This is a genomic window from Dokdonia sp. R86516 (assembly GCF_044596715.1).
Taxonomy (GTDB): Bacteria; Bacteroidota; Bacteroidia; order Flavobacteriales; family Flavobacteriaceae; genus Dokdonia.
The window spans coordinates 1,064,424-1,088,448 of record NZ_CP138998.1 but is presented as its reverse complement, the minus strand read 5'-3'; the positions used below and the strand labels follow the sequence as shown (position 1 = coordinate 1,088,448).

The 24,025-nt window shown below is 36.2% G+C and carries 20 protein-coding genes and 1 tRNA gene; 15 read left to right on the top strand and 6 right to left on the bottom strand.

Annotated features, from left to right (window positions below; genetic code table 11):
- The first annotated feature begins 150 nt into the window (after window positions 1–150).
- From SJY23_RS05055 to SJY23_RS05045, 3 genes are all read left to right on the top strand, one after another.
- Window positions 151–1,674: a carbon-nitrogen hydrolase family protein gene (locus SJY23_RS05055; RefSeq protein WP_035335074.1), complete on the top strand. Its 1,524-nt coding sequence runs from the start codon at window positions 151–153 to the stop codon at window positions 1,672–1,674.
- A 295-nt stretch (window positions 1,675–1,969) separates the two neighbouring features.
- A complete protein-coding gene (locus tag SJY23_RS05050; protein WP_396597692.1) occupies window positions 1,970–2,641 on the top strand; it encodes a head GIN domain-containing protein in 672 nt (223 codons plus the stop codon).
- Window positions 2,642–2,793: 152 nt separating this feature from the next.
- Window positions 2,794–3,495, top strand: coding sequence for a LysE family translocator (locus SJY23_RS05045; protein ID WP_396597691.1), 702 nt, complete (start codon window positions 2,794–2,796; stop codon window positions 3,493–3,495).
- 52 nt (window positions 3,496–3,547) lie between these two features.
- Here the strand turns inward: SJY23_RS05045 and SJY23_RS05040 are convergent.
- The 3 genes from SJY23_RS05040 to SJY23_RS05030 form a co-directional block, all read right to left on the bottom strand.
- Window positions 3,548–3,618: transfer RNA gene (locus tag SJY23_RS05040), tRNA-Cys, on the bottom strand.
- A 127-nt stretch (window positions 3,619–3,745) separates the two neighbouring features.
- Window positions 3,746–4,102, bottom strand: coding sequence for a dihydroneopterin aldolase (gene folB, locus SJY23_RS05035; RefSeq protein WP_396597690.1), 357 nt, complete (start codon window positions 4,100–4,102; stop codon window positions 3,746–3,748).
- Between the two features lie 83 nt (window positions 4,103–4,185).
- Complete coding sequence (locus SJY23_RS05030) at window positions 4,186–4,395, bottom strand: zinc ribbon domain-containing protein (protein WP_035335079.1); 210 nt, start codon at window positions 4,393–4,395, stop codon at window positions 4,186–4,188.
- A 253-nt stretch (window positions 4,396–4,648) separates the two neighbouring features.
- Between SJY23_RS05030 and SJY23_RS05025 the strand changes: the two genes are divergently transcribed.
- The 4 genes from SJY23_RS05025 to SJY23_RS05010 all read left to right on the top strand — a co-directional run bounded on the left by SJY23_RS05025 (window position 4,649) and on the right by SJY23_RS05010 (window position 7,928).
- The gene (locus SJY23_RS05025; RefSeq protein WP_396597689.1) at window positions 4,649–6,685 is read left to right on the top strand and encodes a glutamine--tRNA ligase/YqeY domain fusion protein; all 2,037 of its coding nucleotides are present in this window, start codon (window positions 4,649–4,651) and stop codon (window positions 6,683–6,685) included.
- A gap of 180 nt (window positions 6,686–6,865) precedes the next feature.
- The gene (locus tag SJY23_RS05020; RefSeq protein WP_035335083.1) at window positions 6,866–7,240 is read left to right on the top strand and encodes a YtxH domain-containing protein; all 375 of its coding nucleotides are present in this window, start codon (window positions 6,866–6,868) and stop codon (window positions 7,238–7,240) included.
- 21 nt (window positions 7,241–7,261) lie between these two features.
- Window positions 7,262–7,681 carry a hypothetical protein gene (locus tag SJY23_RS05015; RefSeq protein ID WP_051583811.1) on the top strand — a complete coding sequence of 140 codons (420 nt, stop codon included), beginning with the start codon at window positions 7,262–7,264 and terminating at the stop codon, window positions 7,679–7,681.
- The gene (locus tag SJY23_RS05010) at window positions 7,668–7,928 is read left to right on the top strand and encodes a DUF6327 family protein (RefSeq protein ID WP_396597688.1); all 261 of its coding nucleotides are present in this window, start codon (window positions 7,668–7,670) and stop codon (window positions 7,926–7,928) included. The genes SJY23_RS05015 and SJY23_RS05010 overlap by 14 nt, the downstream gene beginning before the upstream one ends.
- A gap of 77 nt (window positions 7,929–8,005) precedes the next feature.
- Here the strand turns inward: SJY23_RS05010 and SJY23_RS05005 are convergent, their stop codons facing one another.
- Window positions 8,006–8,965: an SPFH domain-containing protein gene (locus SJY23_RS05005; RefSeq protein ID WP_035335086.1), complete on the bottom strand. Its 960-nt coding sequence runs from the start codon at window positions 8,963–8,965 to the stop codon at window positions 8,006–8,008.
- 161 nt (window positions 8,966–9,126) lie between these two features.
- On the opposite strand from SJY23_RS05005, the gene SJY23_RS05000 reads away from it, so the two are divergent.
- Window positions 9,127–9,798 (top strand): hypothetical protein, encoded by a 672-nt coding sequence (locus SJY23_RS05000; protein ID WP_396597687.1) that lies wholly within the window; start codon window positions 9,127–9,129, stop codon window positions 9,796–9,798.
- A gap of 70 nt (window positions 9,799–9,868) precedes the next feature.
- On the opposite strand, the gene gltX is transcribed toward SJY23_RS05000, so the two are convergent.
- Complete coding sequence (gene gltX, locus SJY23_RS04995; protein WP_396597686.1) at window positions 9,869–11,386, bottom strand: glutamate--tRNA ligase; 1,518 nt, start codon at window positions 11,384–11,386, stop codon at window positions 9,869–9,871.
- Between the two features lie 166 nt (window positions 11,387–11,552).
- Here gltX and SJY23_RS04990 point away from each other — a divergent pair, with 166 nt between their 5' ends.
- From SJY23_RS04990 to SJY23_RS04970, 5 genes are all read left to right on the top strand, one after another.
- Window positions 11,553–15,074, top strand: a complete 3,522-nt coding sequence (locus SJY23_RS04990; protein ID WP_396597685.1) for a hypothetical protein — start codon at window positions 11,553–11,555, stop codon at window positions 15,072–15,074.
- Window positions 15,067–15,474 (top strand): rRNA maturation RNase YbeY, encoded by a 408-nt coding sequence (ybeY, locus tag SJY23_RS04985; protein ID WP_396597684.1) that lies wholly within the window; start codon window positions 15,067–15,069, stop codon window positions 15,472–15,474. Before SJY23_RS04990 ends, ybeY begins: the two co-directional genes overlap by 8 nt.
- 177 nt (window positions 15,475–15,651) lie before the next feature.
- Window positions 15,652–17,529, top strand: coding sequence for a tRNA uridine-5-carboxymethylaminomethyl(34) synthesis enzyme MnmG (gene mnmG / locus SJY23_RS04980; protein WP_396597683.1), 1,878 nt, complete (start codon window positions 15,652–15,654; stop codon window positions 17,527–17,529).
- A 38-nt stretch (window positions 17,530–17,567) separates the two neighbouring features.
- Complete coding sequence (locus SJY23_RS04975) at window positions 17,568–18,401, top strand: class I SAM-dependent methyltransferase (RefSeq protein ID WP_396597682.1); 834 nt, start codon at window positions 17,568–17,570, stop codon at window positions 18,399–18,401.
- A 591-nt stretch (window positions 18,402–18,992) separates the two neighbouring features.
- Entirely contained in the window at window positions 18,993–19,511 is a 519-nt protein-coding gene (locus tag SJY23_RS04970; protein WP_396597681.1) for an OmpH family outer membrane protein, read from the top strand.
- A 336-nt stretch (window positions 19,512–19,847) separates the two neighbouring features.
- Here the strand turns inward: SJY23_RS04970 and SJY23_RS04965 are convergent, their stop codons facing one another.
- Complete coding sequence (locus tag SJY23_RS04965; RefSeq protein WP_396598100.1) at window positions 19,848–20,996, bottom strand: ATP-binding protein; 1,149 nt, start codon at window positions 20,994–20,996, stop codon at window positions 19,848–19,850.
- Between the two features lie 74 nt (window positions 20,997–21,070).
- On the opposite strand from SJY23_RS04965, the gene SJY23_RS04960 reads away from it, so the two are divergent.
- Both SJY23_RS04960 and SJY23_RS04955 read left to right on the top strand, forming a co-directional pair.
- Entirely contained in the window at window positions 21,071–22,258 is a 1,188-nt protein-coding gene (locus SJY23_RS04960; RefSeq protein WP_396597680.1) for a phosphoglycerate kinase, read from the top strand.
- Window positions 22,259–22,397: 139 nt separating this feature from the next.
- On the top strand, window positions 22,398–24,020 hold the full coding sequence (locus SJY23_RS04955; RefSeq protein ID WP_396597679.1) for a LysM peptidoglycan-binding domain-containing protein: 1,623 nt from the start codon (window positions 22,398–22,400) through the stop codon (window positions 24,018–24,020).
- Window positions 24,021–24,025 lie beyond the last annotated feature (5 nt).

Sequence of the window (24,025 nt, the reverse complement as noted above, 5' to 3'; positions counted from 1 at the left end):
TTAAAGTTTAAACCATCACACTATCATAAGTGTGATGGTTTTTTTTATGCTATTGATTATTCTTAAAAGTTTAGCAAATTATTAAGAAAAAGCGCACTAATTTTGTCATTCTGTAGAAGAATTAAAAATCACTCTTCTTACCCATGATACATGTCAACACCTATAGAAAATATCGAGCTTAAATATCTTACGCTCAACGATTACGAAGAACTTAAAAGTGCAATGATACAGGCGTATTCTAATATGCCAGACATGTACTGGAATGAGAAGCAAATCACTGCACTTATTAATAAGTTTCCAGAAGGTCAAGTTGTTATTAAAATTGATGGAAAACTTGCAGGTTGTGCGCTCTCTATAAAACTCAATGAGTCTACTTTTGACAGTGTTCATACCTACGAAGAAATTACAGGCAATTATACGTTCAACACGCATAAGCCAGATGGAGATATTCTATACGGTATAGACGTGTTTATTAAGACAGAATATAGAGGTTTACGTCTAGGAAGAAGATTATACGATTACCGTAAAGAGCTTTGTGAGGAGCAAAATTTAAAAGGAATCCTCTTTGGTGGGCGTATTCCTAACTACCACAAACACGCAGATTCTGTAACTCCTAAGGAATATATTGAGAAGGTAAAACGCAAAGAAATCCACGATCCGGTATTAAACTTCCAGATCAATAATGATTTTCACCCTGCTAAGATTTTAAAAGGATATCTACCTGGTGATGAAGACTCAGGTGAGTTTGCCGTACTTCTAGAGTGGAATAACATCTACTATGAGAAAAAATCTGTTGTTGCAGCTACACAAAAGAAGGTAGTAAGACTTGGCTTAATACAGTGGCAAATGCGTTTGTATAAAGATCTTGAAGAGCTCATGCAGCAAGCAGAGTACTTTGTAGATGCAGTATCTGGTTATCGATCAGATTTTGCACTCTTTCCAGAGTTTTTTAACGCTCCGCTTATGGCAGAAAATAACCATTTACCAGTTTCAGAAGCTATACGTGAGCTTGCAAAACATACAGAGGAGATTAAAAATCGTTTTTCACAGTTAGCAATATCTTATAACATCAATATCATTACAGGTAGTATGCCAGAAGTGGTAGATGATTTACTATACAACGTGGGGTATTTATGTCGTAGAGATGGAAGTACAGAGCGTTATGAAAAACTACATGTAACTCCAGACGAGGCAAAAGTATGGGGAATGCAAGGAGGCAATAAACTACACTCTTTTGATACAGACTGTGGTAAAATAGGAATCCTTATTTGTTATGATTCTGAGTTTCCAGAACTAAGCAGGATTCTTGCAGATGATGGTATGGATATTCTTTTTGTTCCTTTCCTTACAGACACTCAAAACGGATATTCTCGAGTACGTAATTGCGCACAAGCAAGAGCTATTGAAAATGAATGTTACGTTGCCATTGCAGGTAGTGTGGGTAACTTACCTAAGGTGCATAACATGGATATCCAGTATGCACAGTCTATGGTATTTACTCCTTGTGACTTTTCATTTCCAGCAAACGGGATTAAGGCAGAGGCTACACCTAACACAGAGATGATTCTTATTGCAGATTGTGATATAGACTTACTACGTAACCTCAACCAGTTTGGAGCAGTGAAGAACCTTAGAGATCGTCGTAAAGATTTATTTGAATTGAGAAGAAGATAGTTTTTTAAATACGCTTTCGCGAAAGCGTAACACATCTCACAAAGAGCTGTCACATAAAGAATTTGATATTAAAACAAAGACCTGTCATACTTGCAAGAAGGAAATAACCGTAGCTTTTAGAGCACGGTTAAATCACGCCAAAAAGTGGGTTTTTATATGTGAAACATGTTGCGATAAACATCGTTATAAAGAAGGTTACACCTATGGTGGAACATGGAAAGGAAAGAGGCATTAACATGTAAACTGTAACAATCTAGTAATAGCTAGGTCTCTATATCAAACAAAAACAATGAATATGAAATTTATATATACCATAGTAGCGCTAGTAATTACAGCAACAGCATTTGCTCAAAATCCAGTTACAAAAGACGTAGGAGATTTTACAGAAGTAAAAGTGTATGATCGCATTGTAGTAAATCTTGTAAAGTCTACCGAGAATAAAGTGATTATTACGGGAGAAGATGTAAGCCAAGTCAATGTGGTAAACAAAGACGGAACGTTAAAGATTAAAATGGATCTTGATCTTATTTTTGACGGAAACAAAACTTTTGTACATGTGCATTACAACAAGCTGCAAGTAATAGATGGAAATGAAGGAGCTGTTATTACCTCAAATGAGCTTATAGAGCAAGACAAAATTGAAATCAAAATGCAAGAAGGAGCTCGCGTTAAAGTAGGTTTACAAGTACGAGAAGCTCTTTTAAGAGCAGTTACAGGTGGTGTAATAGAAGCAAGCGGTCAAGCAAGCCTGCAGAAGGTAAAAGTAAACACAGGAGGCATTTATGAAGGTAGAGATCTTGAGACAGAAACAGCAGAGATATTTGTACAAGCAGGAGGAGAGGTAGAAGCTTATGCTAGTAAACTAGCAGATCTAACAATAAGAGCAGGTGGAGATATTGTGATTTATGGTAACCCAGCAGAGGTAAAACGTCGTCGTACTTTTGGAGGACGTATTAAAATAATGTAAGTTCTTAAGACTGTAGTGCAATCAATCAAAATGATTTGAAATACACTTTAATCTTTAATTGATTAGATATATACAAAGGATGTTTACATACGTAGGCATCCTTTTCTTTTTACTGTATGCTTTTGTCTAACTTTGTGTAAAGCACTTTCTATATGTTTCAAGATTTACACACGGCTATACCTCTAGGATTTTTCTTAGCGTTCTTGATAGGCCCTGTATTTTTTGTGTTATTAGAAACGGCAGCTACCAAAGGTTTTAGAGCTGCACTTACCTTTGACATAGGTGTTATTATTGCAGATATTGTTTTTATAGTAGTTGCGTATTTAAGTAGTTATCAATTACTAGAAAATTTAAGCAATCAGCCGGGTCTTTATGTTTTTGGAGGAGCGATTTTAATCGTATACGGACTTACTATTTACCTCAAAAAACCAACAAGAGATGCACTTGACCCTAATAGGGCAAAAGTGAAGAAAGGTGGTTACTTACAGCTTTTTATAAAAGGATTTTTACTCAATTTTATAAATATAGGTGTACTTGTTTTCTGGCTAGGTATCTTAATAATTGTAGGTCCTACGGTAGAGAATGATGGTGAACGCCTATTGGGTTTCTTTATTGGGATGATAGGTGCTTATCTTATTACAGACATAGGTAAAATAGTGCTTGCAAAACAACTCAAGCGCTACCTTACACCACGTAGAATTTTTAAAGTAAAGAAATCATTAGGTCTTATTCTTATCTTTTGTGGTCTTGTACTAGTAACAAAAGGTTTTGTTCCTTCAGATGAGTTTAATATCCAGCAAGAGATGGAGCGTTTTCAAGAGATTCCAGAAATCAAGCCAGACACCATACATTAATTTATTAGGGTTTAAGACAAAAAAAAAGGAACTCCGTGAGAAGTTCCTTTTGAGGTATCGAGCGGATTCGAACCGCTGTAGATGGTGTTGCAGACCACTGCCTAGCCACTCGGCCACGATACCAGTTTGTGGGTGCAAATATATGAATAGTCCCGACAAATATCGAAATGAGATATTCTTTTTTTATTTTAAAAATATCCTTTTTGTTAAGTGATTGTTTTACCCACAATTGTAAGTGGTTAATATGGTTTTATCGCACTCGCGTGCGCTCTACGGTAACCATCTCAACATCTCCACCTATAGGAGGATTTATTTTTGATACTGCAACTGTAGCTAGCTGTATAAGAGCCTCTTCCTTTAAAAATCTACTTAAAATACGCTCGCATACTACTTCTAGTAATGCAGATGGAATTGCCATTTCTTCTTTTACAATACGATTAAGTAATACGTAGTCTACTGTGTCTGCAAGTTTATCTGTTTGCGCACTTTTTGATAAATCTGCTTCAATCTCAACATCTACTCTGTAGTCTGATCCTATGGCAGTTTCCTCAGAAAGACAACCGTGGTAGGCGTATGCACGTATATTTGTTACTCTTATTTTTCCCATGATATGGTATTGTTTATAAGTGTTCAAAGTTACAACTCAAAACATGATGTTGCATTTTTAAATCCCAAGGTTTAACCTTTGGTTTATCCTCCAAACAAATCAAAAATATTGCTAAGTGCTCCAGTTTTTGCCTTGTAAAACTCGGTGTAGGAACAATTGCGGCAAGTGACTGTGCTGTACTTTTCTGTTTGCATATTGAGCAATTTTGTTAGAAAACTACCAGTAGCGCGCATTTCACCTATTTTGTAAGTATGGTTTTGGCATTTTACGCAAGTATAATTAAGTGGTTTCATAATGTATTGTTGTTGTAATAGATGAGTGTCTATTTTTTTAAAATGTTACACAATGACCGTTTAAACCTCATAAGTCAGTTATAAACAACAGCTTTTGATACTATGCTTGGTAAGAGAGTTACCTAGCACAATGATTTGTATGAATGCTTTTGTATAATGATTTCAAGTTTTCGCGCAAGCAATAAAACATCAGTTAAAACACTTATTAAATCCAACTACAAATTGATTAATTTTACCCCTACAATCATACATCATGACAGAGGATAATAAATCATTGAATTTTCTAGAACAAATCGTTGAAGAAGACCTTAAAGGTGGCTATAGTAAGGAGGATTTGCGTTTTCGCTTTCCACCAGAACCTAATGGGTATCTACACATAGGTCACTGTAAGGCAATCTGTATAAGCTTTGGGCTAGGGGAGAAGTACGGGGCACCCGTAAACTTACGTTTTGACGATACTAATCCTGCAAAGGAAGAGCAAGAATATGTAGATGCTATCAAGGAAGATGTTTCTTGGTTAGGGTATCAATGGGATAAGGAATGTTTTTCTAGTGATTATTTCCAGCAGTTATATGATTGGACTGTCCAGCTTATTAAAGATGGAAAAGCTTATGTAGATTCTCAATCTAGTGAGGCCATGGCAGAGCAGAAGGGAACACCTACACAACCTGGTGTGCCTGGTCCTTATCGTGATCGTACGGTAGAAGAAAACTTAGACCTTTTTGCTAGAATGAAAGCTGGTGAGTTTAAGGAAGGAGAGCATATTTTACGTGCAAAAATTGATATGGCGCATGTAAACATGTTAATGCGTGATCCCATTATTTATCGTGTGTTGCACAAAGATCACCACCGTACAGGTAGTGACTGGTGTATCTACCCTATGTATGATTGGACACATGGAGAGAGTGATTATATAGAGCAAATAAGCCATAGTTTATGTTCGCTTGAGTTTAAGCCTCACAGAGAACTTTATGATTGGTTTTTAGACCAAGTATACTCTGGTGAGGATTTACGTCCTAAGCAGCGCGAGTTTGCACGTCTCAACCTCAACTATACGATTATGAGTAAACGCAAGTTACTCAGACTGGTAGAAGAAGGAGTGGTATCTGGATGGGATGACCCACGTATGCCTACTATTTCTGGACTGAGACGTCGTGGTTATACAGCTGCAGCAATACGTAATTTTATAGATGCAGTAGGAGTTGCAAAGCGTGAGAATGTGATTGATGTTGCATTATTAGAATTCCATATTCGTCAGGATTTAAATAACATTGCTCCAAGAGTAATGGCAGTATTAGATCCAGTAAAGCTGGTAATAACTAACTATCCAGAAGGGCAAGAGGAGTGGCTAGATGCAGAGAATAATCCAGAGGATGAGGCTGCAGGAGAGCGTAAAGTCCCTTTTAGCCGAGAGTTGTATATAGAGCGTGAAGATTTTAAAGAAAATGCTGGAAACAAGTATTTCCGCCTTACTACAGATAAAGAAGTACGTTTAAAGAACTCATACATCATTAAAGGTGGTGAGGTTATCAAAGATGAGAACGGCGTTATCACAGAGATACACTGTACCTATGATCCAGAGAGTAGATCTGGAAGCGGTACAGAAGCTTCAAAGCGCAATGTAAAAGGAACACTACACTGGGTTTCTATTGCTCATGCGATTAAAGCAGAGGTACGTTTATTTGATAGACTATTTAGTGATGAAAATCCTGATGGTCATGAGGATAAAGACTTCATGGAGTTTATAAATCCTAACAGTCTCACTACCATTACTGGATATCTTGAGCCTAGCCTTAAAGATGTTGAGGTAGGTGATATATTCCAGTTCCAGCGTAAAGGATATTTTAATGTAGATAAGGAATCTACGGCAGAGCATCTTATTTTTAATAGAACAGTAGGTTTACGTGATTCATGGGCAAAAGTGAAGCCTAAGCAAAAACAAGCTAATACTCAAGGTCAATCAAAACCACAGCAGCAGCAAAAGGCTTCAGCTCTTAGTACTATTAACAAACTAGGTAAGAAACTTGCAAACCTTCCAGAAGACAAGCGTGTTGCAACTATTACAGATATACAGAAGCTAGCAGCGAGTTTAACAGAAGATGAGGTAAAAGGATTCTTTAATACTTCGGCAAAGAAGGTGGGTACTCGTATTGCGGGTATTGAGAGTTTGTACGCTTTCGCGAAAGCGCAAAATAAAAACATTAAAGACATTGAAGGAGCCGAAGCATTTGTTGAAAAGGCAAAAGATGATAGCAACGAAATATTAAAAGAAGCAGCGTCTAAATTTTAATATCTAGGTTCTATATTTTAACAATTATTGGCATAAACGTCTCATTTAAGGGTCATAAGAGACTTGTTTTAACAAACATTGTGAGTTGGTTAAAGAGATATTAACCGGTTATTAACGGAGTAAAGAAACATATCAAAATATCTTTACACTCAACCAATTATTAATATAAAATAGAATCATATGAGTAAGTCAAGTAATACATTGTTAGCGTTAGTTTTAGGTGGTGCAATAGGTGCAGCAGCAGGAATATTATATGCTCCAGATAAAGGAACTAAAACAAGAAAGGATCTTTCTAAAAAAGCTAAGAAAGAGCAAGAAAAGCTTGTGAAGCAACTTAAGGAAACTAGAGAGTCACTTTCAGATAATGCGCAAAAGGCAAAGCTAACTTTTGAAGAAAAGTTAAATGATAGTATTTCAACTGCAAGTCATAAAGCAGATGATGTAATCTCAACATTAGAATCAAAACTAGCTGAGTTACGTGTACAAAATGCAAAACTTCAAAAAGATGCAGTGGTAGATAAAAATGCAGCCAAAGTGGAGAAAGCATTATCATAAGCCAAAAGAAACCAATCGGATATGGCTTTTGAAAAGTTAACAAATAACTTAAAAGGACTCACAGATAACGGGCAGGAATATGCCAAAGTCACTGCAGAATACTACAAACTAAGCTTGTTCAAAAATGGAATGAGAGGATTAGTAAGTAGTGCAAACTTAGCTTTAAGAGCCACTTTTGGTCTTATAGCATTGATGTTCTTTTCTATAGGCCTTTCAATTGTGATAGGGGAGTCTCTAGATAGCTTGAGTGCAGGATTCTTTATCGTAGGAGGAATTTACTTAGTTATATTCTTTCTAGTGTTTCTTTTTGCTGGAAAGCCTTTAGAAACTATGTTACTTAAGAAATATAGTAAGCTCGCCTTTAGCGAAGATTCACTTCCAGATGTTTCACCAGTTGCTCCTGTAGCTTCTAAAAATATAAACATTGATGAGAGAGTATAGTAGTTTTGAACAAATAGAGCACGATCTTAAAATTCTCAAACTTAAAAGACAAATAAGCGAGGAAGAAGTAAGGCTTAATGTAAACGGTGCAAAAAATGGTATGAGCTCTGGATTTTCTCCAGTATCCTCATTAGGAACTGTCTTAGGATCTTTAATTCAAAAAGCAGTAGTTACAAAGTTACTAGGTACAATTTTCGGCTATAAGCGTGTTAAGGAAGTCAATAAGAAAGGTGACTACAAAGTGTAAAGACTTATTTTATAAATAAATAAAAACCCCAAGAACAAATTGTTCTTGGGGTTTTCTTATGAGGTCAATGATTATTATTAATCTTCTTGAGCGTCTCTATTTTTCTTATTAATGATACCTTTTGCTTCGTTATCCTTTTTCATTTGCTCTCCTATTTGATTAGAAGCTACAAAGGAGGTGATCATATCATTAAGCATATTACTTCCAGCTTGTGGAGAGTTAGGCATTAAAATTAAGTTAGAATTAGTTTGTTCACCCATAGATTGTAAAGTGTCATAATGTTGTGTTACAACTATAAGCGCAGATGCTTCTTGAGAATTGATTCCCACATTATTTAATACATCTACAGACTCTTCAAGACCACGAGCAATCTCTCTACGCTGGTCTGCAATACCTTGTCCTTGTAAACGCTTAGATTCTGCCTCTGCACGAGCTTTTGCTACTATCTTGATACGATCTGCTTCTGCTTCAAACTCTGCAGCCACTTTCTCGCGTTCTGCTGCATTAATTCTGTTCATTGCTGCCTTTACCTGTAAATCTGGATCAATGTCTGTTACAAGTGTTTTAATGATGTCAAAACCGTAGTTAGACATTGCTTCGTTAAGCTCACGCTTTACTGCAATGGCAATATCATCCTTACGCTCAAAAACATCATCTAGTTTCATTTTAGGTACCTCTGCACGTACTACGTCAAAAACGTATGATGTAATTTGATCTCCAGGGTTTTCTAGTTTGTAAAAAGCATCATATACTTGATCTTTTACTACTTGAAACTGTACAGAGATTTTAAGTCTGACAAAAACGTCATCTTTTGTTTTTGTTTCTACTACAACATCTAGTTGTTGAATTTTTAGGTTGATACGTCCCGCAATTTTATCAAAAACAGGGATTTTAAATTGAAGTCCTGAGTTACGCACTCCTATAAATCTTCCAAAACGCTCCACAACGGCAGCGGTTTGCTGTTTAACCATAAATATCCCTGAGAGGATAATAAGTATGGCTAGTACTACTAATACTGGTAAAAGAATCTGTCCCATAATGGATATTTTAAAAATTATTGATGGTGATTATTGTAATCTTAAAGATAAGTAGCCATAATCGATTAAATGTAACACATAAACTAAAAGTTTCTTGATTGCCTTAAAGTTATTATACCTTACAACAATAATTAAGCATAATCCTCTTTACATAATCCCCTATGAAATATCTATCACTTCTCGTTTTACTAATTGTTACATCTACAGCTATGCATGCTCAATCTTACAGAGGTAGTGGTAACTACAATCGGATAGGACTTCAAGGTAAAGTAGCATTGATAGATTTAGACACAAAGAATTTTGATGTACAAGGAGAAACCGGTTTCCTAGCAGGTTTTACTACTAGAGGAAATGTGTATAATAATTGGGGTATGGTTTACGGAATTGATTTTTTAAGCACTGCGGTTACAGTTCAAACAACTTCCTTAGATCAACTAACTAGTGAGGATACTCAATATAATATTATAGGTGCTCAACTTAATCTATTACTCAGTTATAATTTAATAGCAAACCATCTAGCAGTAGATATTGGACCTGCACTACTTATCAACAGTAAGATGAAGCTAGATAATTCTAGTCAAAGCACAAATATAGTAAGTGGTTATACTACTCTTACTGCAAGTGACATACAAGAAATATCTCGAGTAAATGGTTTTGGCGTCATAGGACTCACAGGAGGTTTTGAACACGTAAGGCTTAGTCTACAATATCAATATGGATTTACAAACATCCTCAATAATCTCAACAATCAAAACCTTGTAAATGATAATAATGTGAGAGATTTTAAGGGCAATGCATCTATAATCGCTGCGGGAGTTGTTTTTTATTTATAATCTTATCGCAAAAAACTAAGGCTACAAATCAACAATTTGTAGCCTTAATTAATAATGATATGTATATCAATTACCCTAGTGTGGTAATTGCATAGTCTATACGTCGCAATGTTTCTTCTTTACCAATGGTGGTAGCAATATCAAAAACATCAGGTCCTTGCATAGCGCCCACAAGTGATAATCTAAAAGGTTGCATTACTTTTCCAAAACCTAATTCCTTTGCTACAATCCACTCTTTAAGAGCTGTTTGAGCCTCTATTGTTGTAAAGTTTGATACACTAGATAATATAATTTTCACCTCTTCCATGATGGCCGCGGTATCTTCTTTCCAAGCTTTTTTAGAAGCTTTGGCATCAAATTCTGTTGGTGCAGTAAAGAAGTAACTTCCTAGTGTCCATAAATCTTCTACAAAGATGGCGCGTTCTTTAATTAAATCAACTACGTGTGTTGTATACTCCTCTGTAGTGGTAACATTCTTATCCTTTAAGAATGACATAAATTGATCTGCTATAAGTGCTACAGGAGATTCTTGCATATACTGCTGCTGGAACCACTTAGTTTTTTCTGGATCAAATTTTGCTCCAGCTTTATTAACACGTTTTAAATCAAAAGCTGCTACAAGCTCTTCTAGACTAAAAATTTCTTGCTCTGTTCCAGGATTCCATCCTAAAAAGGCAAGCATGTTTACCATGGCTTCTGCAAAGTAACCATCTTCTCGATATCCAGATGATATTTCATTTGATTTTGGATCTTCCCATTGTAGCGGAAATACTGGAAATCCTAGTTTATCACCATCACGCTTACTTAATTTTCCTTTTCCTACAGGTTTATGAATAAGTGGTAAGTGAGCAAATACTGGTGCATCCCATCCAAAGGCTCTATACAATAACACGTGTAACGCTAGAGATGGTAACCACTCTTCACCACGTATTACATGAGTAATTTCCATTAAATGGTCATCTACTATGTTTGCTAGGTGATAGGTAGGCATCCCGTCAGATTTAAATAACACCTTATCATCTAGAATGTTAGTATCAATCTCCATAGCACCACGTATTTCATCACGTAGTTGCAACATTTCGTCTTGTGGAGACTTAAAACGGATTACATAGTTTTCACCAGCAGCAATACGTTTCTCTGTTTCTTCTTGTGATAGAACGAGAGAGTTATCTAGTTTAAGGCGATTGTGCCAGTTATAGATAAAGGTTTTACCGTTTGCCTCGTGATCTTTTCTGTGTGCATCAAGGCTTTCGGCAGTATCAAATGCATAGTAAGCATTATTGGTGTCTACTAACGCTTTCGCGAAAGCGTGATACTTATCCTTACGTTCACTTTGTCTATAAGGTCCAAAACCACCATCTTTTGTAGGCCCCTCGTCATACGAAATGCCGCACCAGTCTAGACTTTCACGTATATAATCTTCTGCACCAGGTACATAGCGATTTTGATCTGTATCTTCTATACGGAGGATAAAAGTACCTCCATGTTTTTTGGCAAATAAATAATTAAAAAGCGCCGTACGCACACCACCGATGTGCAATGGCCCAGTAGGTGAAGGTGCAAATCGCACCCGAACGTTTTGAGACATAGTCTTAGATTTTGTGCAAAGATACTTTTAAGCCTTTAAAAAGGCTTAACGATTACCGTTTAAAGTTTTTTATGAAGTTCACAGTGATATCTTTGTAAATGTTGACATCCTCTTAAAACATAATAAAATAGTACTTTAGAGGTTGCTATAAAGAGAATTAGGATAGATGACGAATAGATTTGAAAAAATAGAGAGGAAGCTCGAGGGATTTATTAGAAAATATTACACTAATGAATTGCTGCGCGGTGCGATATTATTTTTTGCACTAGGCCTATTTTATTTCTTAATCACACTGCTCATTGAGTACTTTTTCTGGCTTAGTCCAGCGGGAAGAACGGTTCTTTTCTGGGCGTTTATAGTAGTAGAGGTTGCTTTACTCATCAAGTTTATAGCAGTACCACTAGCCAGATTATTTAAATTATCAAAAGGTATCAATTATAAGGATGCTGCTAGTTTGATAGGAAATTATTTTCCAGAAGTAAGCGACAAGCTTATAAACACCTTACAATTACATAGTGAAGTTACAGACTCAGAGCTAATGCTCGCAAGTATTGAGCAGAAGATTGAAGAGCTTGAGCCTATCCCTTTTAGACTAGCTATAGATTTTACAAAAAATAAGAAGTACCTCAAATATGCTGCAATACCTGTAGTTATATTTCTCATTGCAAACTATGCAGGGAAGGAAAAGGTTTTCTCAACAAGCTATGAACGTGTTGTAAATTACAACGAGGCGTATGAGCCACCAGCACCGTTTAGTTTTTATGTAGTCAATGAGAATTTACAGGCGATAGAAAATAAAGATTTTGAATTGCGCGTGCGCACACTGGGAGATATAATTCCTGAGGAGGCATCTGTGAGATTTAATGATGAGGTGTATTTTTTACAGCAAATTGCTCCGGGAGAGTATAGCTATATATTTGAACAGCCTACAGAAAATATCACCTTTAACCTTAAGGGTAATAAAGTCGTATCCCAGCCTTATACCATTGAGGTACTCAAGGTTCCTGTTCTTATGGGTTTTGATATGGAGCTCAACTATCCTGCACATACTCGCAAAGGAAAAGAGACTGTAAAAAATACTGGGAATGCAATCATCCCAGAAGGAACTACCGTTACTTGGAATATAAGTACGAGGCAGACGGAAGGTGTAGATCTTGTGCTTAAGGATACTATTATTCCTTTCGCTTTAAGCGAAAATGTGACAACCTCAAAAGTTTTTAAAGCAGTAAAACGTATCTATAATAACACGAGTTATGAAGTAAGTACGAGTAATAGTCAACTAAAAAACTATGAAAATCTGGCTTATAACTTACAGGTGATAAAAGATCAGTATCCTGAAATATCCTTAGAAGCAAAAAAAGATACTGTAAACGAGCAGCAGAATTATTTCTACGGAAAAGTGAGCGACGATTACGGGCTTAAAAAATTACAAATTGTTTACTACCCGTCAGAGAGTGATAATAAACAGTATGAGGAAATCAGTATTTCAAAGGGTAATGTAGATCAGTTTATTTATGCATTCCCTAATAATCTTGATTTACAAGAAGGAGTAAATTATGAGTATTATTTTGAGGTTTTTGATAACGATGCCATCCATCGCTTCAAGAGTACGAAGAGCACGATTTATAGTTTTGTGAAACTCACCGATGATGAGCTTAAAAATAAACAGCTTGAACAACAACAAAAATCTATAGGTAATCTTGACAAGTCCTTACAGAAGATGAAGGATAGTGAGAAAGAATTACAAGAAATCTCACGCACTCAGAAAGAGAAAAAGCAACTGAGTTTTAACGATCAAAAGAAACTTGATAGTTTTCTGAAACGCCAGAAACAGCAAGAGGAAATGATGAAAGATTTTTCTAAACAATTAAAGGAGAATCTTGATGAGTTTCAAAAGGAAGAAGAGCTTACAGATGAGGATAAGGAAAGACTCAAGGAACGCCTAGAACGTCAAGAAAAGAAAGCAAAGGAAAATGAAAAGCTTCTAAAAGAATTACAAGAGCTACGAGAGAAAATGCCAAAAGAAGAACTCTCTGAAAAGCTTGAGGAACTTGAAAAACAAAATAAAAATAATAAGCGCAACCTAGAGCAAATGGTTGAGCTTACAAAGCGTTATTATGTTCAGAAAAAGACTGAGCAAATTGCTCGTGACTTAGAAGAACTTGCAAAAAAACAAGAGGATTTAAGTAAGAAGGAAGGCAAAGAAAATACTAAGGAAAAGCAAGATGAACTCAATGAAGAGTTCAAAAAACTTGAGGAAGCATTAAAAGATCTTGAGAAAGAAAATCAAGAACTTAAAAAGCCTATGGACCTTCCTGGTGACGAAAAGAAACAAGAAGAAATTAAAGAAGAGCAGGAGGGAGCTAGCGAAGAATTAGAAAAACAAGCAGATCAAGAACAACAAGACGGAACACCTCAGGATAAATCTAGTGCTCAGGCAAAGCAGAAAAAGGCTGCAGAAAAGATGAAACAAATGAGTAAGTCTATGCAGTCTCAAATGCAAATGGGTGGTGAAGAAAGTCTGGAAGAAGATGCAGTGATGTTACGCCAGATACTAGATAATCTTCTTGTTTTTAGTTTTGAAGAAGAGACTATAATGATGGAATTTCGTAAGATGGATGGGAAGAATCCTAACTACGCACGTAAATTAAGAAGGCAAAATGTACTCAAACAAAATTTCAAACATATAGATGATAGTTTATATGCGTTGTCACTGCGTCAGCCTAAATTGGATGAAGTTATCAATGAAACTTTAGTAGATATTGATTACAGCATAGACCAAGCATTATCAAGACTTGCTCAGAATCAAATCATGCAAGGAGTAAGTAGCCAACAATATGTAATTACTGGAACTAATAAACTAGCAGACTTCCTTAGTCAGACACTAGATAATATGCAAAATGCAATGATGTCTGGTAGCGGCTCCGGTAAAGGAAAAGGTATGGGCATGGGTTCTGGCAGTGGTGGCGGAGGACAACTCCCCGATATTATACAGAGTCAAGAAGAACTCAATAAGAAAATGGGTGAGGGTAAGAAACCCGGGGAAGGAAAAGAAGGTGAAGGCAAGGAAGGAGAATCTGGTGAAGGTTCTGATGGAAAAGAAGGAGAAGGAAAAGGAGGCGGTGATCAACCTGGGTCTGAAGGCGAGGAAGGAAAAGAAGGCGATGGTGAAGGTGGTCAAGGTGGAGGAAAAGGCTCGAGTAATAGTGATTTAAAAGGTGATGGAAATGGCGAGAATGGAGATGGAGAAAATGGAGAAGGACAAAGTGACGAGTATGAGCAGGGACTTCTTTATGAAATTTATAAAGAGCAGTCTAAGTTAAGACAACAACTAGAAGATGCTATTCAAAGGGAAGGTCTTGGGGACAATGCAGAGAAGCTTGTTAAAGATATGAAGGATGTCGAGCAGCAACTATTAGACAAGGGTTTTAATAATGAAACCTTACAACGTATGACTAACCTTAAGCACGAACTACTTAAACTTAAAGAAGCAACGCTACAACAAGGAGAGGAGAATAAGCGTGAAGCAAATACCAACTTAAAGGAGTTTTCAAATCCTGTAAATAGTGCTCTTGAGAAAGCAAAAAAGTATTTTAATACAACAGAAATATTAAACAGAAATGCACTTCCGCTTAAGGAAGAATACAAGCGTAAAGTGCAGGATTACTTCCAGAAAAACAATGATTGAATTTAATAGTACAAATGATTTTGAATTATCAAATCCTGGAGAGTTACTTCAGTGGTTAACGTCCGTTATAGAAGCCGAGCAAAAACAAATGGGTGAAATCAATTACATTTTTTGTGATGATTCTTACTTGCATAAACTCAATGTTGAATATTTGAATCATGATACCCTTACAGATGTAATTAGTTTTGATTATACAAGTGGAGATGTGATTAGTGGAGATGTTTATATTTCTGTAGAGCGTGTCGAGGATAACGCTGCAGATTTTAAAACTTCATTTAAAGACGAATTAAGCCGTGTTATGGTTCACGGACTACTGCACTATTGCGGTTATAAAGATAAGAGTGAGGATGAGGCTAAGGAGATGAGAGCTAAGGAAAACTTATATTTAGCAGTTAGATAAGTAGTAAATTTCTTACAACTCTCGAGTTCAAGGTTTAACATCTGTCCCAGTGGGAAGTTGTGTTAGAGAGAACTAAAGGCTGTATCTTTGCACGCCTTTAAAAGAATGTATATAATGCTTTCGCGAAAGCGTAACTTCTCTTAGAGATATTAATATTTTAATGTTCCACGTGAAACAATGAGTCTATTTCAAGATACATACGATGTTATAGTAGTAGGTGCGGGCCATGCAGGTTGTGAAGCTGCCGCTGCCGCTGCAAATATGGGAAGTTCTACACTTCTTATAACTATGAACCTACAAACCATTGCCCAAATGAGTTGTAATCCTGCTATGGGAGGAATTGCAAAAGGGCAAATAGTAAGAGAGATTGACGCGCTAGGAGGATACAGTGGTATCGTGTCTGATAAGACAGCGATACAATTCAAGATGCTCAACAAATCTAAAGGTCCTGCCATGTGGTCTCCACGTGTGCAATCTGATAGAATGAGATTTGCAGAGGAGTGGAGAATGAAGCTTGAGCAAACTAAGAATCTTGATTTTTATCAAGAGATGGTGAGCGGTCTTATTGTAGAAAATGATAAAGTAGTTGGTGTAAAAACCTCACTTGGAATTGAAGTGCGAGGAAGATCTGTAGTGCTAACTAATGGTACTTTTTTAAATGGATTAATCCACATAGGAGATAAACAATTTGGTGGAGGTAGAGCAGGTGAAAGAGCAGCCACCGGAATTACAGAACAGCTAGTTGGATTTGGATTTGAATCTGGTAGAATGAAAACAGGAACACCTCCACGAGTGGATGGTAGATCGTTAGATTTCTCTAAGATGATTATTCAACCAGGTGATGAAGTTCCAGAGAAGTTTAGTTATAGTAAAGAAACAAGTCCGCTTACACATCAGCGTCCTTGTCATATGAGTTATACTTCGCTAGAAGTGCATGATATTTTGAGAGAAGGTTTTGATCGCTCGCCTATGTTTAATGGTCGAATTAAATCTCTTGGGCCAAGATATTGTCCATCTATCGAAGACAAGATTAACCGCTTTGCAGATAAGGATAGGCATCAATTATTTATTGAGCCAGAGGGTTGGAATACTTGCGAGATCTATGTAAATGGATTCTCAACATCACTCCCAGAAGATGTCCAGTTTAAGGCACTAAAGTCTGTAGCAGGTTTTGAAAATGTAAAGTTCTTCCGTCCAGGATATGCTATCGAATATGATTATTTTCCGCCTACACAGTTAAAGCATACTTTAGAAACTAAGCTTGTGAGCGGACTGTATTTTGCGGGACAAATTAATGGAACCACAGGATATGAAGAGGCAGCTTCTCAAGGATTAATGGCAGGTATGAATGCACACCTTAAAGTGCATGAGAAAGATCCTTTCATGCTCAAAAGAGATGAAGCGTATATAGGGGTTCTTATTGATGATTTAATTACAAAAGGTACAGAAGAGCCGTACAGGATGTTTACATCTCGTGCAGAGTATAGAACACTGTTGCGTCAAGATAATGCAGATGAGCGTCTCACGCCTATGTCAAATGCTGTAGGTTTAGCCTCTGAGGAACGTCTCATTACTATGGAAAAGAAACAGGGAGAATCTAATGATCTCGTAAAGTTCTTTGAAGAGACAAGTATTCTCCCTGAGGAAGTAAATGATATACTAGAGGAGAGAGGATCTTCTCCTATGAGACAATCTGATAAAATGTTTAAAGTGTTTTCTAGACCTCAAATCACGCTTGATGATATGAAAGGCTTTGAGAAAGTAGCTGCATATATTGAGGAGAAAGATCTTGATCGTGATGTATTAGAACAGGCAGAAATTAAAGTTAAGTATGCTGGTTATATTGCAAAGGAAAAAGCAAATGCAGACAAGCTACAGCGTTTAGAAAATATTAAAATCCCAGAAGGTTTCGATTACACAAAATTGAAGTCGCTCTCTTTTGAGGCTAGGGAAAAATTATCTAAAATTAGGCCAACTACAATTTCTCAAGCATCAAGAGTGAGCGGAGTTTCTCCTTCAGACATAAGTGTAATGTTAGTTTATATGGGACGATAATTATTTAAGTAGTATACGTTCCACGTGAAACAAAATTGATGAAAGAAGATTTTAAAGTAAAAGATTATTCGGTAAGTGGGGAAGAATTTACACTAAAGTATGATGAGAAGTACCACATGTATTTCACAAATCCTAAGCCGGATATTTCTAAGCTTCCTTCATATTATGAAAGTGAAGATTATATATCTCACACAGATGGAAAACGATCTTTATTTGAAATCGCATATCAAACTATAAAAGGAATCACGCTTTCGCGAAAGCAAAAACTCCTGAAAAGTTTTCATCCTGACCAAGGTTCTGTTTTAGACATAGGAGCTGGAACTGGAGATTTTTTGGAATTTCTATCTAAAAGAAAATGGAACGTAAAAGGAGTAGAGCCAAATGATAAAGCTAAAAAGCTTGCTCAACATAAAGGACTCGATATTTATAACACCATCGATGAAGTAGGAGGGGAGTTATACGATGTGATAACGATGTGGCATGTGTTAGAACATGTTTACGATTTACAAGAGCAAATAGCATGGTTGAAAAAGCAACTAGCAAAAAATGGAACTTTATTTATTGCCGTTCCTAATTTTGAATCGTTTGATGCTAGTTATTATAAATCACATTGGGCAGCTTTTGATGTTCCAAGACACTTATACCATTTTTCAGAAACTTCTATAAAAAGACTTTTTGCAGAACAAGATTTACAACTAGTAAAAACACTGCCTATGAAATTTGATTCCTATTATGTGAGTCTTCTTTCGGAAAAGTATAAAAATGGTAAAATGAATTTCTTTACTGCATTTCTCATTGGATTCAAGTCAAATCGTCAAGCAAAGGAGTCTGGAGGTTATTCATCTCATATTTATGTCCTAAAACACGCTTAAATTAAAAATAAGCCCTTTTAAGGGATTTTAAGGGCACATGTCTTAAATGTATATAGCTAAATGCTGAAACCGCTTAAAAACAGTGTTTATACGCCCCGTTTTTAATAAGATTTTGTTATTAATTCCTTTTTTGACGATTAATTTTTCTTATGACGGCTTGTTTCGACATTTTTTCATTTTTTATTTATTCTGGAATTGACAATTTAGTTTTCAATGTTTCTGTTCAAAATGTAATTTGATATGAAATGTTCCACGTGGAATATTTTCAATTAACAATGTCATTTTTATATAACACAATTACTATCGCCTGTAATATGTGTATCAATCTTCCAGATTTTTTCATTTCTGTTTTCAATGTTAATTCTTTCAGTATATCGTATTGATTAATCACGAATTAATTCTCTTTTTGAAATTGTAGCCTTCTTAATAAATTCTCTAAGTGTAGGTTTCAAAAGATTCAAGTTTTAGTGAATAATCGGTGATTTTAAGTCTATTTACATTTATTTGAGGATCAAAATGGAAATAGAATTAATTTTAATTCAGTTTTAATGGATTCTACCTATTTTCGCATCAAATAATCAAAACAATAAAATGAAAAAAATAGGAATGCTACTTGTTACCGCTATGATGGCTGTAGCTTGTCAAACAGAAAAAACAGGTTTTGTAGATACTGAAGAGCTACTTACAGAATATGCAGAGCTTAAAAGCGCAAAGGATCGCTTTACAAAGCAAAATGATGAAATCATGGGCGAGCTAGAGGTGAAAATCAAAGCTTATCAAATCAAAGAAGACTTGTTTAGAAAAAACGGGCCATCTATGTCTCGTAAAAAGCAAGAAGCAACTTATAATGAACTTGGAGCAGAGGCACAACAATTACAACAAGAACGCCAGGCAAGAATAGGTCAACTACAAGTAGAAAGCCAGAAAGTAATAGACTCACTTATTACAAAAGTGAAGGATAAGGTAAAGGCTTACGGAAAGACAAATGGTTACTCTTATATCTATGGATCTAACGATGCTGGAAGTGTTCTTTATGGTAAAGATGAGTTAAATCTTACAGAAGCAATTCTTACAGAAATGAATGGAGAATATGCTCCAAAAAAAGACTAAATTCTAGTCTTCAAAATAGCTTAAAAAGCGATGAGAAATCATCGCTTTTTTTATGCCTAATTTTGATGGATTATCTCGTCCCGAAATGACTAGAGAGCGCCGTAAAATCTCCGTACTTTTTATCAAGATAATCAAGCTTATTTAAATAAGATTTCACCAACCAAATGGTACTGCTTAAAGGGATAGAAACCGTGCCGGTAGATTATAGAGCCTTTAAGTGTTCTCGTTTAGTAAAAGATCTGAGATCATCTAGTATATTGATAGCGTATACTATTGATTATTTATCTAAAAATATATTTAGTCGAGGCTAAATATAGATGTAACTATTTGATATGATCAGCTCTTACGATGTAAAAATCGAGTTAATTTAATTGAGAGATCTGTCAAGATTATTTTTGCATTTCCATTACGTTCTATATGATATGAAGCGTCTTGTATGGCCTCTACAATAGGAAATATGTTATTATTGTGAACAAATGGAGCAAATTTTGAGAGATCAAAACCGGTCTCTGGTTCCATAAAAACAAGATCATTTGCCTTGTAATTTTTAAGCAAAGCTTGACGGAAAAATTGTACGCAATAAGCCAGGAAATTCTTTTGAGTTTCACGACCAGATTTTGCTATGATTTCGCTCCACTCCATGAGTCCTAAAACGGCTTCTTTTTTACCCTTTGCTTGGAAGGCTGTTCGTACCCATGTAACAAACCATTTTTCAAACTGAATATCGTCTCCATCATGATGCAATAAATGCATGGCTTGCTGGTAATCTCCTTGTGCTTGATGAGCAATTTTATGAGCTTCGGCATCTGGAGTATTATGATGATTAATTAAAGCATCGGCAATTTGTGGTTCGCTTAATCTTGGGAAATGTAATACTTGGCATCTTGACTTTATCGTGTCTATAATGCTATCCTCATTTTCAGATATGAGAATAAATAAAGTTTTTGCTGGTGGCTCCTCTAGTAGTTTGAGAAGTTTATTTGATCCAGCAGTATTCATTTTATCGACTGCCCATATAATCATTACTTTATAACCTCCTTCATAAGATTTTAGGGCGAGTGCTTTATTGATTTCGGCAGCTTCATCTACTCCTATTTGCCCTTGCTTCTTTTCAATACCTAGATGCTGGTGCCATTCAAAAAGATCTCCATATGGATTTTCTGTAATAAATGATCGCCACTCTTTCATAAAATTATTAGAGACAGGATGGCTTTTTACTTCAGGAGTAGTAGCTACGGGAAAAGCAAAGTGCAAATCTGGATGTGATAAGTGTTCAAACTTTAAATTACAAGCTTGAGATCCTCCCTCATTTTCGCCTTGAGCGTTATTACATAAAATATATTGTGCATAAGCAATCGCCATGGGTAAAACCCCTGTACCAGATAAACCTATAAAAAGTTGAGCATGAGCAATACGCCCTGCATCAACACTTGTTGTGAGATGATTTTTAATAAAATCTTGCCCGATAACGTTTGAGAACAGCATAGCTCCAAATATAAAGGAATCACTGCATTTTTTATCCTCTGTATCTATTATATTTGTTAGCAAAACCAATGAAAATGATTACAGTAGACGACTTTAATTTTGAGAATAAGAAAGCTTTAATCCGCGTAGATTTTAATGTTCCCCTTGATGAAGATGGTAATGTTACTGATACTACAAGAATTGAGGCCGCAAAACCTACTATTTTAAAGATATTAGAAGACGGAGGATCTGCTATCCTTATGTCTCATTTAGGTCGCCCTAAAAACAAAGAAGAGGAGTTTTCTCTTTCTCAGATTTGTAGAACTGTTTCTGAAGTCATTGGTGTAGAAGTAAACTTTGTGGAGGATTGTGTAGGTACAAAAGCTACAGAGGCAGCATCTAACCTTGAAATGGGAAAGATATTATTACTAGAAAACCTTCGTTACCATAGCGAAGAAACAGCTGGTGATGTAGAATTTGCAAAGCAGCTAAGTGGGCTAGGAGATATTTATGTAAATGATGCCTTCGGTACTGCACACCGCGCTCATGCATCTACTACGATCATAGCTCAGTTTTTTCCAGATGCAAAATGTTATGGTTATTTACTAGCTAAAGAAATTGAGAGTCTTGATCGCGTGCTTAATAACAGCGAGAAGCCTGTACTAGCTATTCTTGGTGGTTCTAAGGTATCTTCAAAAATTACGGTTATTGAGAATATCCTAGATAAAGTAGATGAGATGATTATAGGTGGAGGTATGGCTTTTACCTTTATTAAGGCACAAGGAGGTAACATAGGAAACTCTATTTGCGAAGATGATAAAATGGAGCTCGCGCTTGATATTCTTAAACAAGCCAAAGAAAAAGGAGTGCAGATTCACATACCAGTAGATGTTATTGCAGCAGATGATTTCTCAAACGATGCAAACACAAAAGTGTCTGATATCATGAGTATCGAAGATGGATGGCAAGGCCTTGACGCTGGACCAAAATCTCGCGAACTCTTTGACGAAGTAGCAAGGCGTGCAAAAACTATCTTATGGAATGGACCATTAGGAGTTTTTGAGATGGAAACATTTGCCGGAGGAACTATCGCACTAGGTCATAGTATTGCTGCAGCTACAAAGGATGGAGCGTTCTCACTAGTAGGAGGTGGAGATAGTGTTGCTGCTGTAAAACAATTTGGTTTTGATACAAAAGTAAGCTACGTCTCTACTGGAGGCGGTGCAATGCTTGAGATGCTGGAAGGTAAAACTCTACCAGGTATAGCTGCTATACAAGAATAATTAACAATACATCAATAGATAAGACCACCTCTTGAGGTGGTCTTATTTTTTATATACCTAACAGAAGTTGTGCTGGCTAGAAGTTATATCCCCTATCTTTAAAACCATACGATTTTCCCGTATCTTTCGTTCCTTGACTATGACTCTAATGCAACATAATTTTAAAATATCCCTAGTAGCTTCTATACTCTTGTTTTCCGCTTTCGCGAAAGCGCAAGATACCCTCTCATATGAGGCCTACAAACAGAAAGCTCCGGTTATAAAAGAAAATAAAAAACCAACGCTCCAAAGAGATACTATCAAAGTAGTAGATACTGTCATTACAAATACAATCTCTCAAGATTTACCTCAAGTATTACTAGATACACAAGTGAGAGATTCTATAACCTTTAACTTACCAGATAATCCTCAAGCAGCACTTATAGATATGCGCTGGCGCAAGGAACTGGCAAGAATGGATCTATTTGATTCTATAAATAATATACGTGAAAGCCACACATACCGTCCAGAAGTAAACTTAGAACTTCCTACAGACACACTAAAAAAACGCCTTGCCGAAATAAATGCGCGTACTCCATTTAACGTGGAGTATAACCCGTCGCTAGAAAGCGTGATAAATCGTTACTTAAAGCGTCACAAACCTACCATGGAGAAGCTTATGGCCGTGAGCCAGTTTTACTTCCCTATGTTTGAGGAGCGTCTCGATAAGTACGACATCCCTCTAGAGATGAAATATCTCGCCATTGTAGAGAGTGCACTGCGTCCAAGAGCAAAATCTAGAGTAGGAGCAACAGGTTTATGGCAGTTTATGTTTGCAACGGGTAAAATGTTTAAGCTCGAAGTAAACAGTTATGTAGATGATCGCATGGATCCTATTGCAGCAACAGAGGCTGCTTGTGCTTATTTATCACAACTCTATGATATTCATGGAGACTGGGATCTTGCACTAGCATCTTATAACTCTGGTCCCGGAAATGTTTCTAAAGCAATAAGACGCTCTGGAGGTGCTACAAATTACTGGAATATTAGAAAGAATTTACCTAGAGAAACCGCTGGTTATGTACCTGCGTTTCTAGCCACCATGTATCTTTTTGAATATGCAGATGAGCATGGATACACACCAGAAAGAGCACCTATAAACTACTTTGCCACAGATACCATTCACATAAAACAAAGCATCGCGCTAGATCAGGTTTCTAGTATCGTGGGAATTCCTTTGGAGATTGTTCAATTTCTAAATCCTCAGTATAAATTAGATATTATTCCGGTGGTAAAGGACAAGAAATATTACGTGCGACTCCCTATCGAGAGTGTGGGTAAATTTGTACAAAATGAACAGGCTATTTACGCTTTCGCGAAAGCAGAATTAGACAAACGTGAAAAACCATTACCTGAGGTACTTACAGCAAGTTCGCAGGTGAGATATCGAGTACGTAGTGGGGATTATTTAGGTAAAATTGCCAATAAATATGGCGTAAGAGTAAGCCAAATCAAGAAATGGAATAACCTCCGATCCAATGCCCTTAAAATAGGACAGCGATTAACAATCTACCCAAGAAAACCTGTTACCAGTAGCTCATCAAATAGCAGTAAAAAAACTGTATCATTTAAAGGAAAGAAAACATATATCGTTCAAGACGGTGATTCGCTATGGAAAATTGCAAATAAATTTCCTGGAGTAAGTATTGAAAATATTAAAGTTTGGAACGATATTAGTAGTTCTAAACTCAAACCAGGAATGAAATTACGCGTTTCTAAATAATTAGA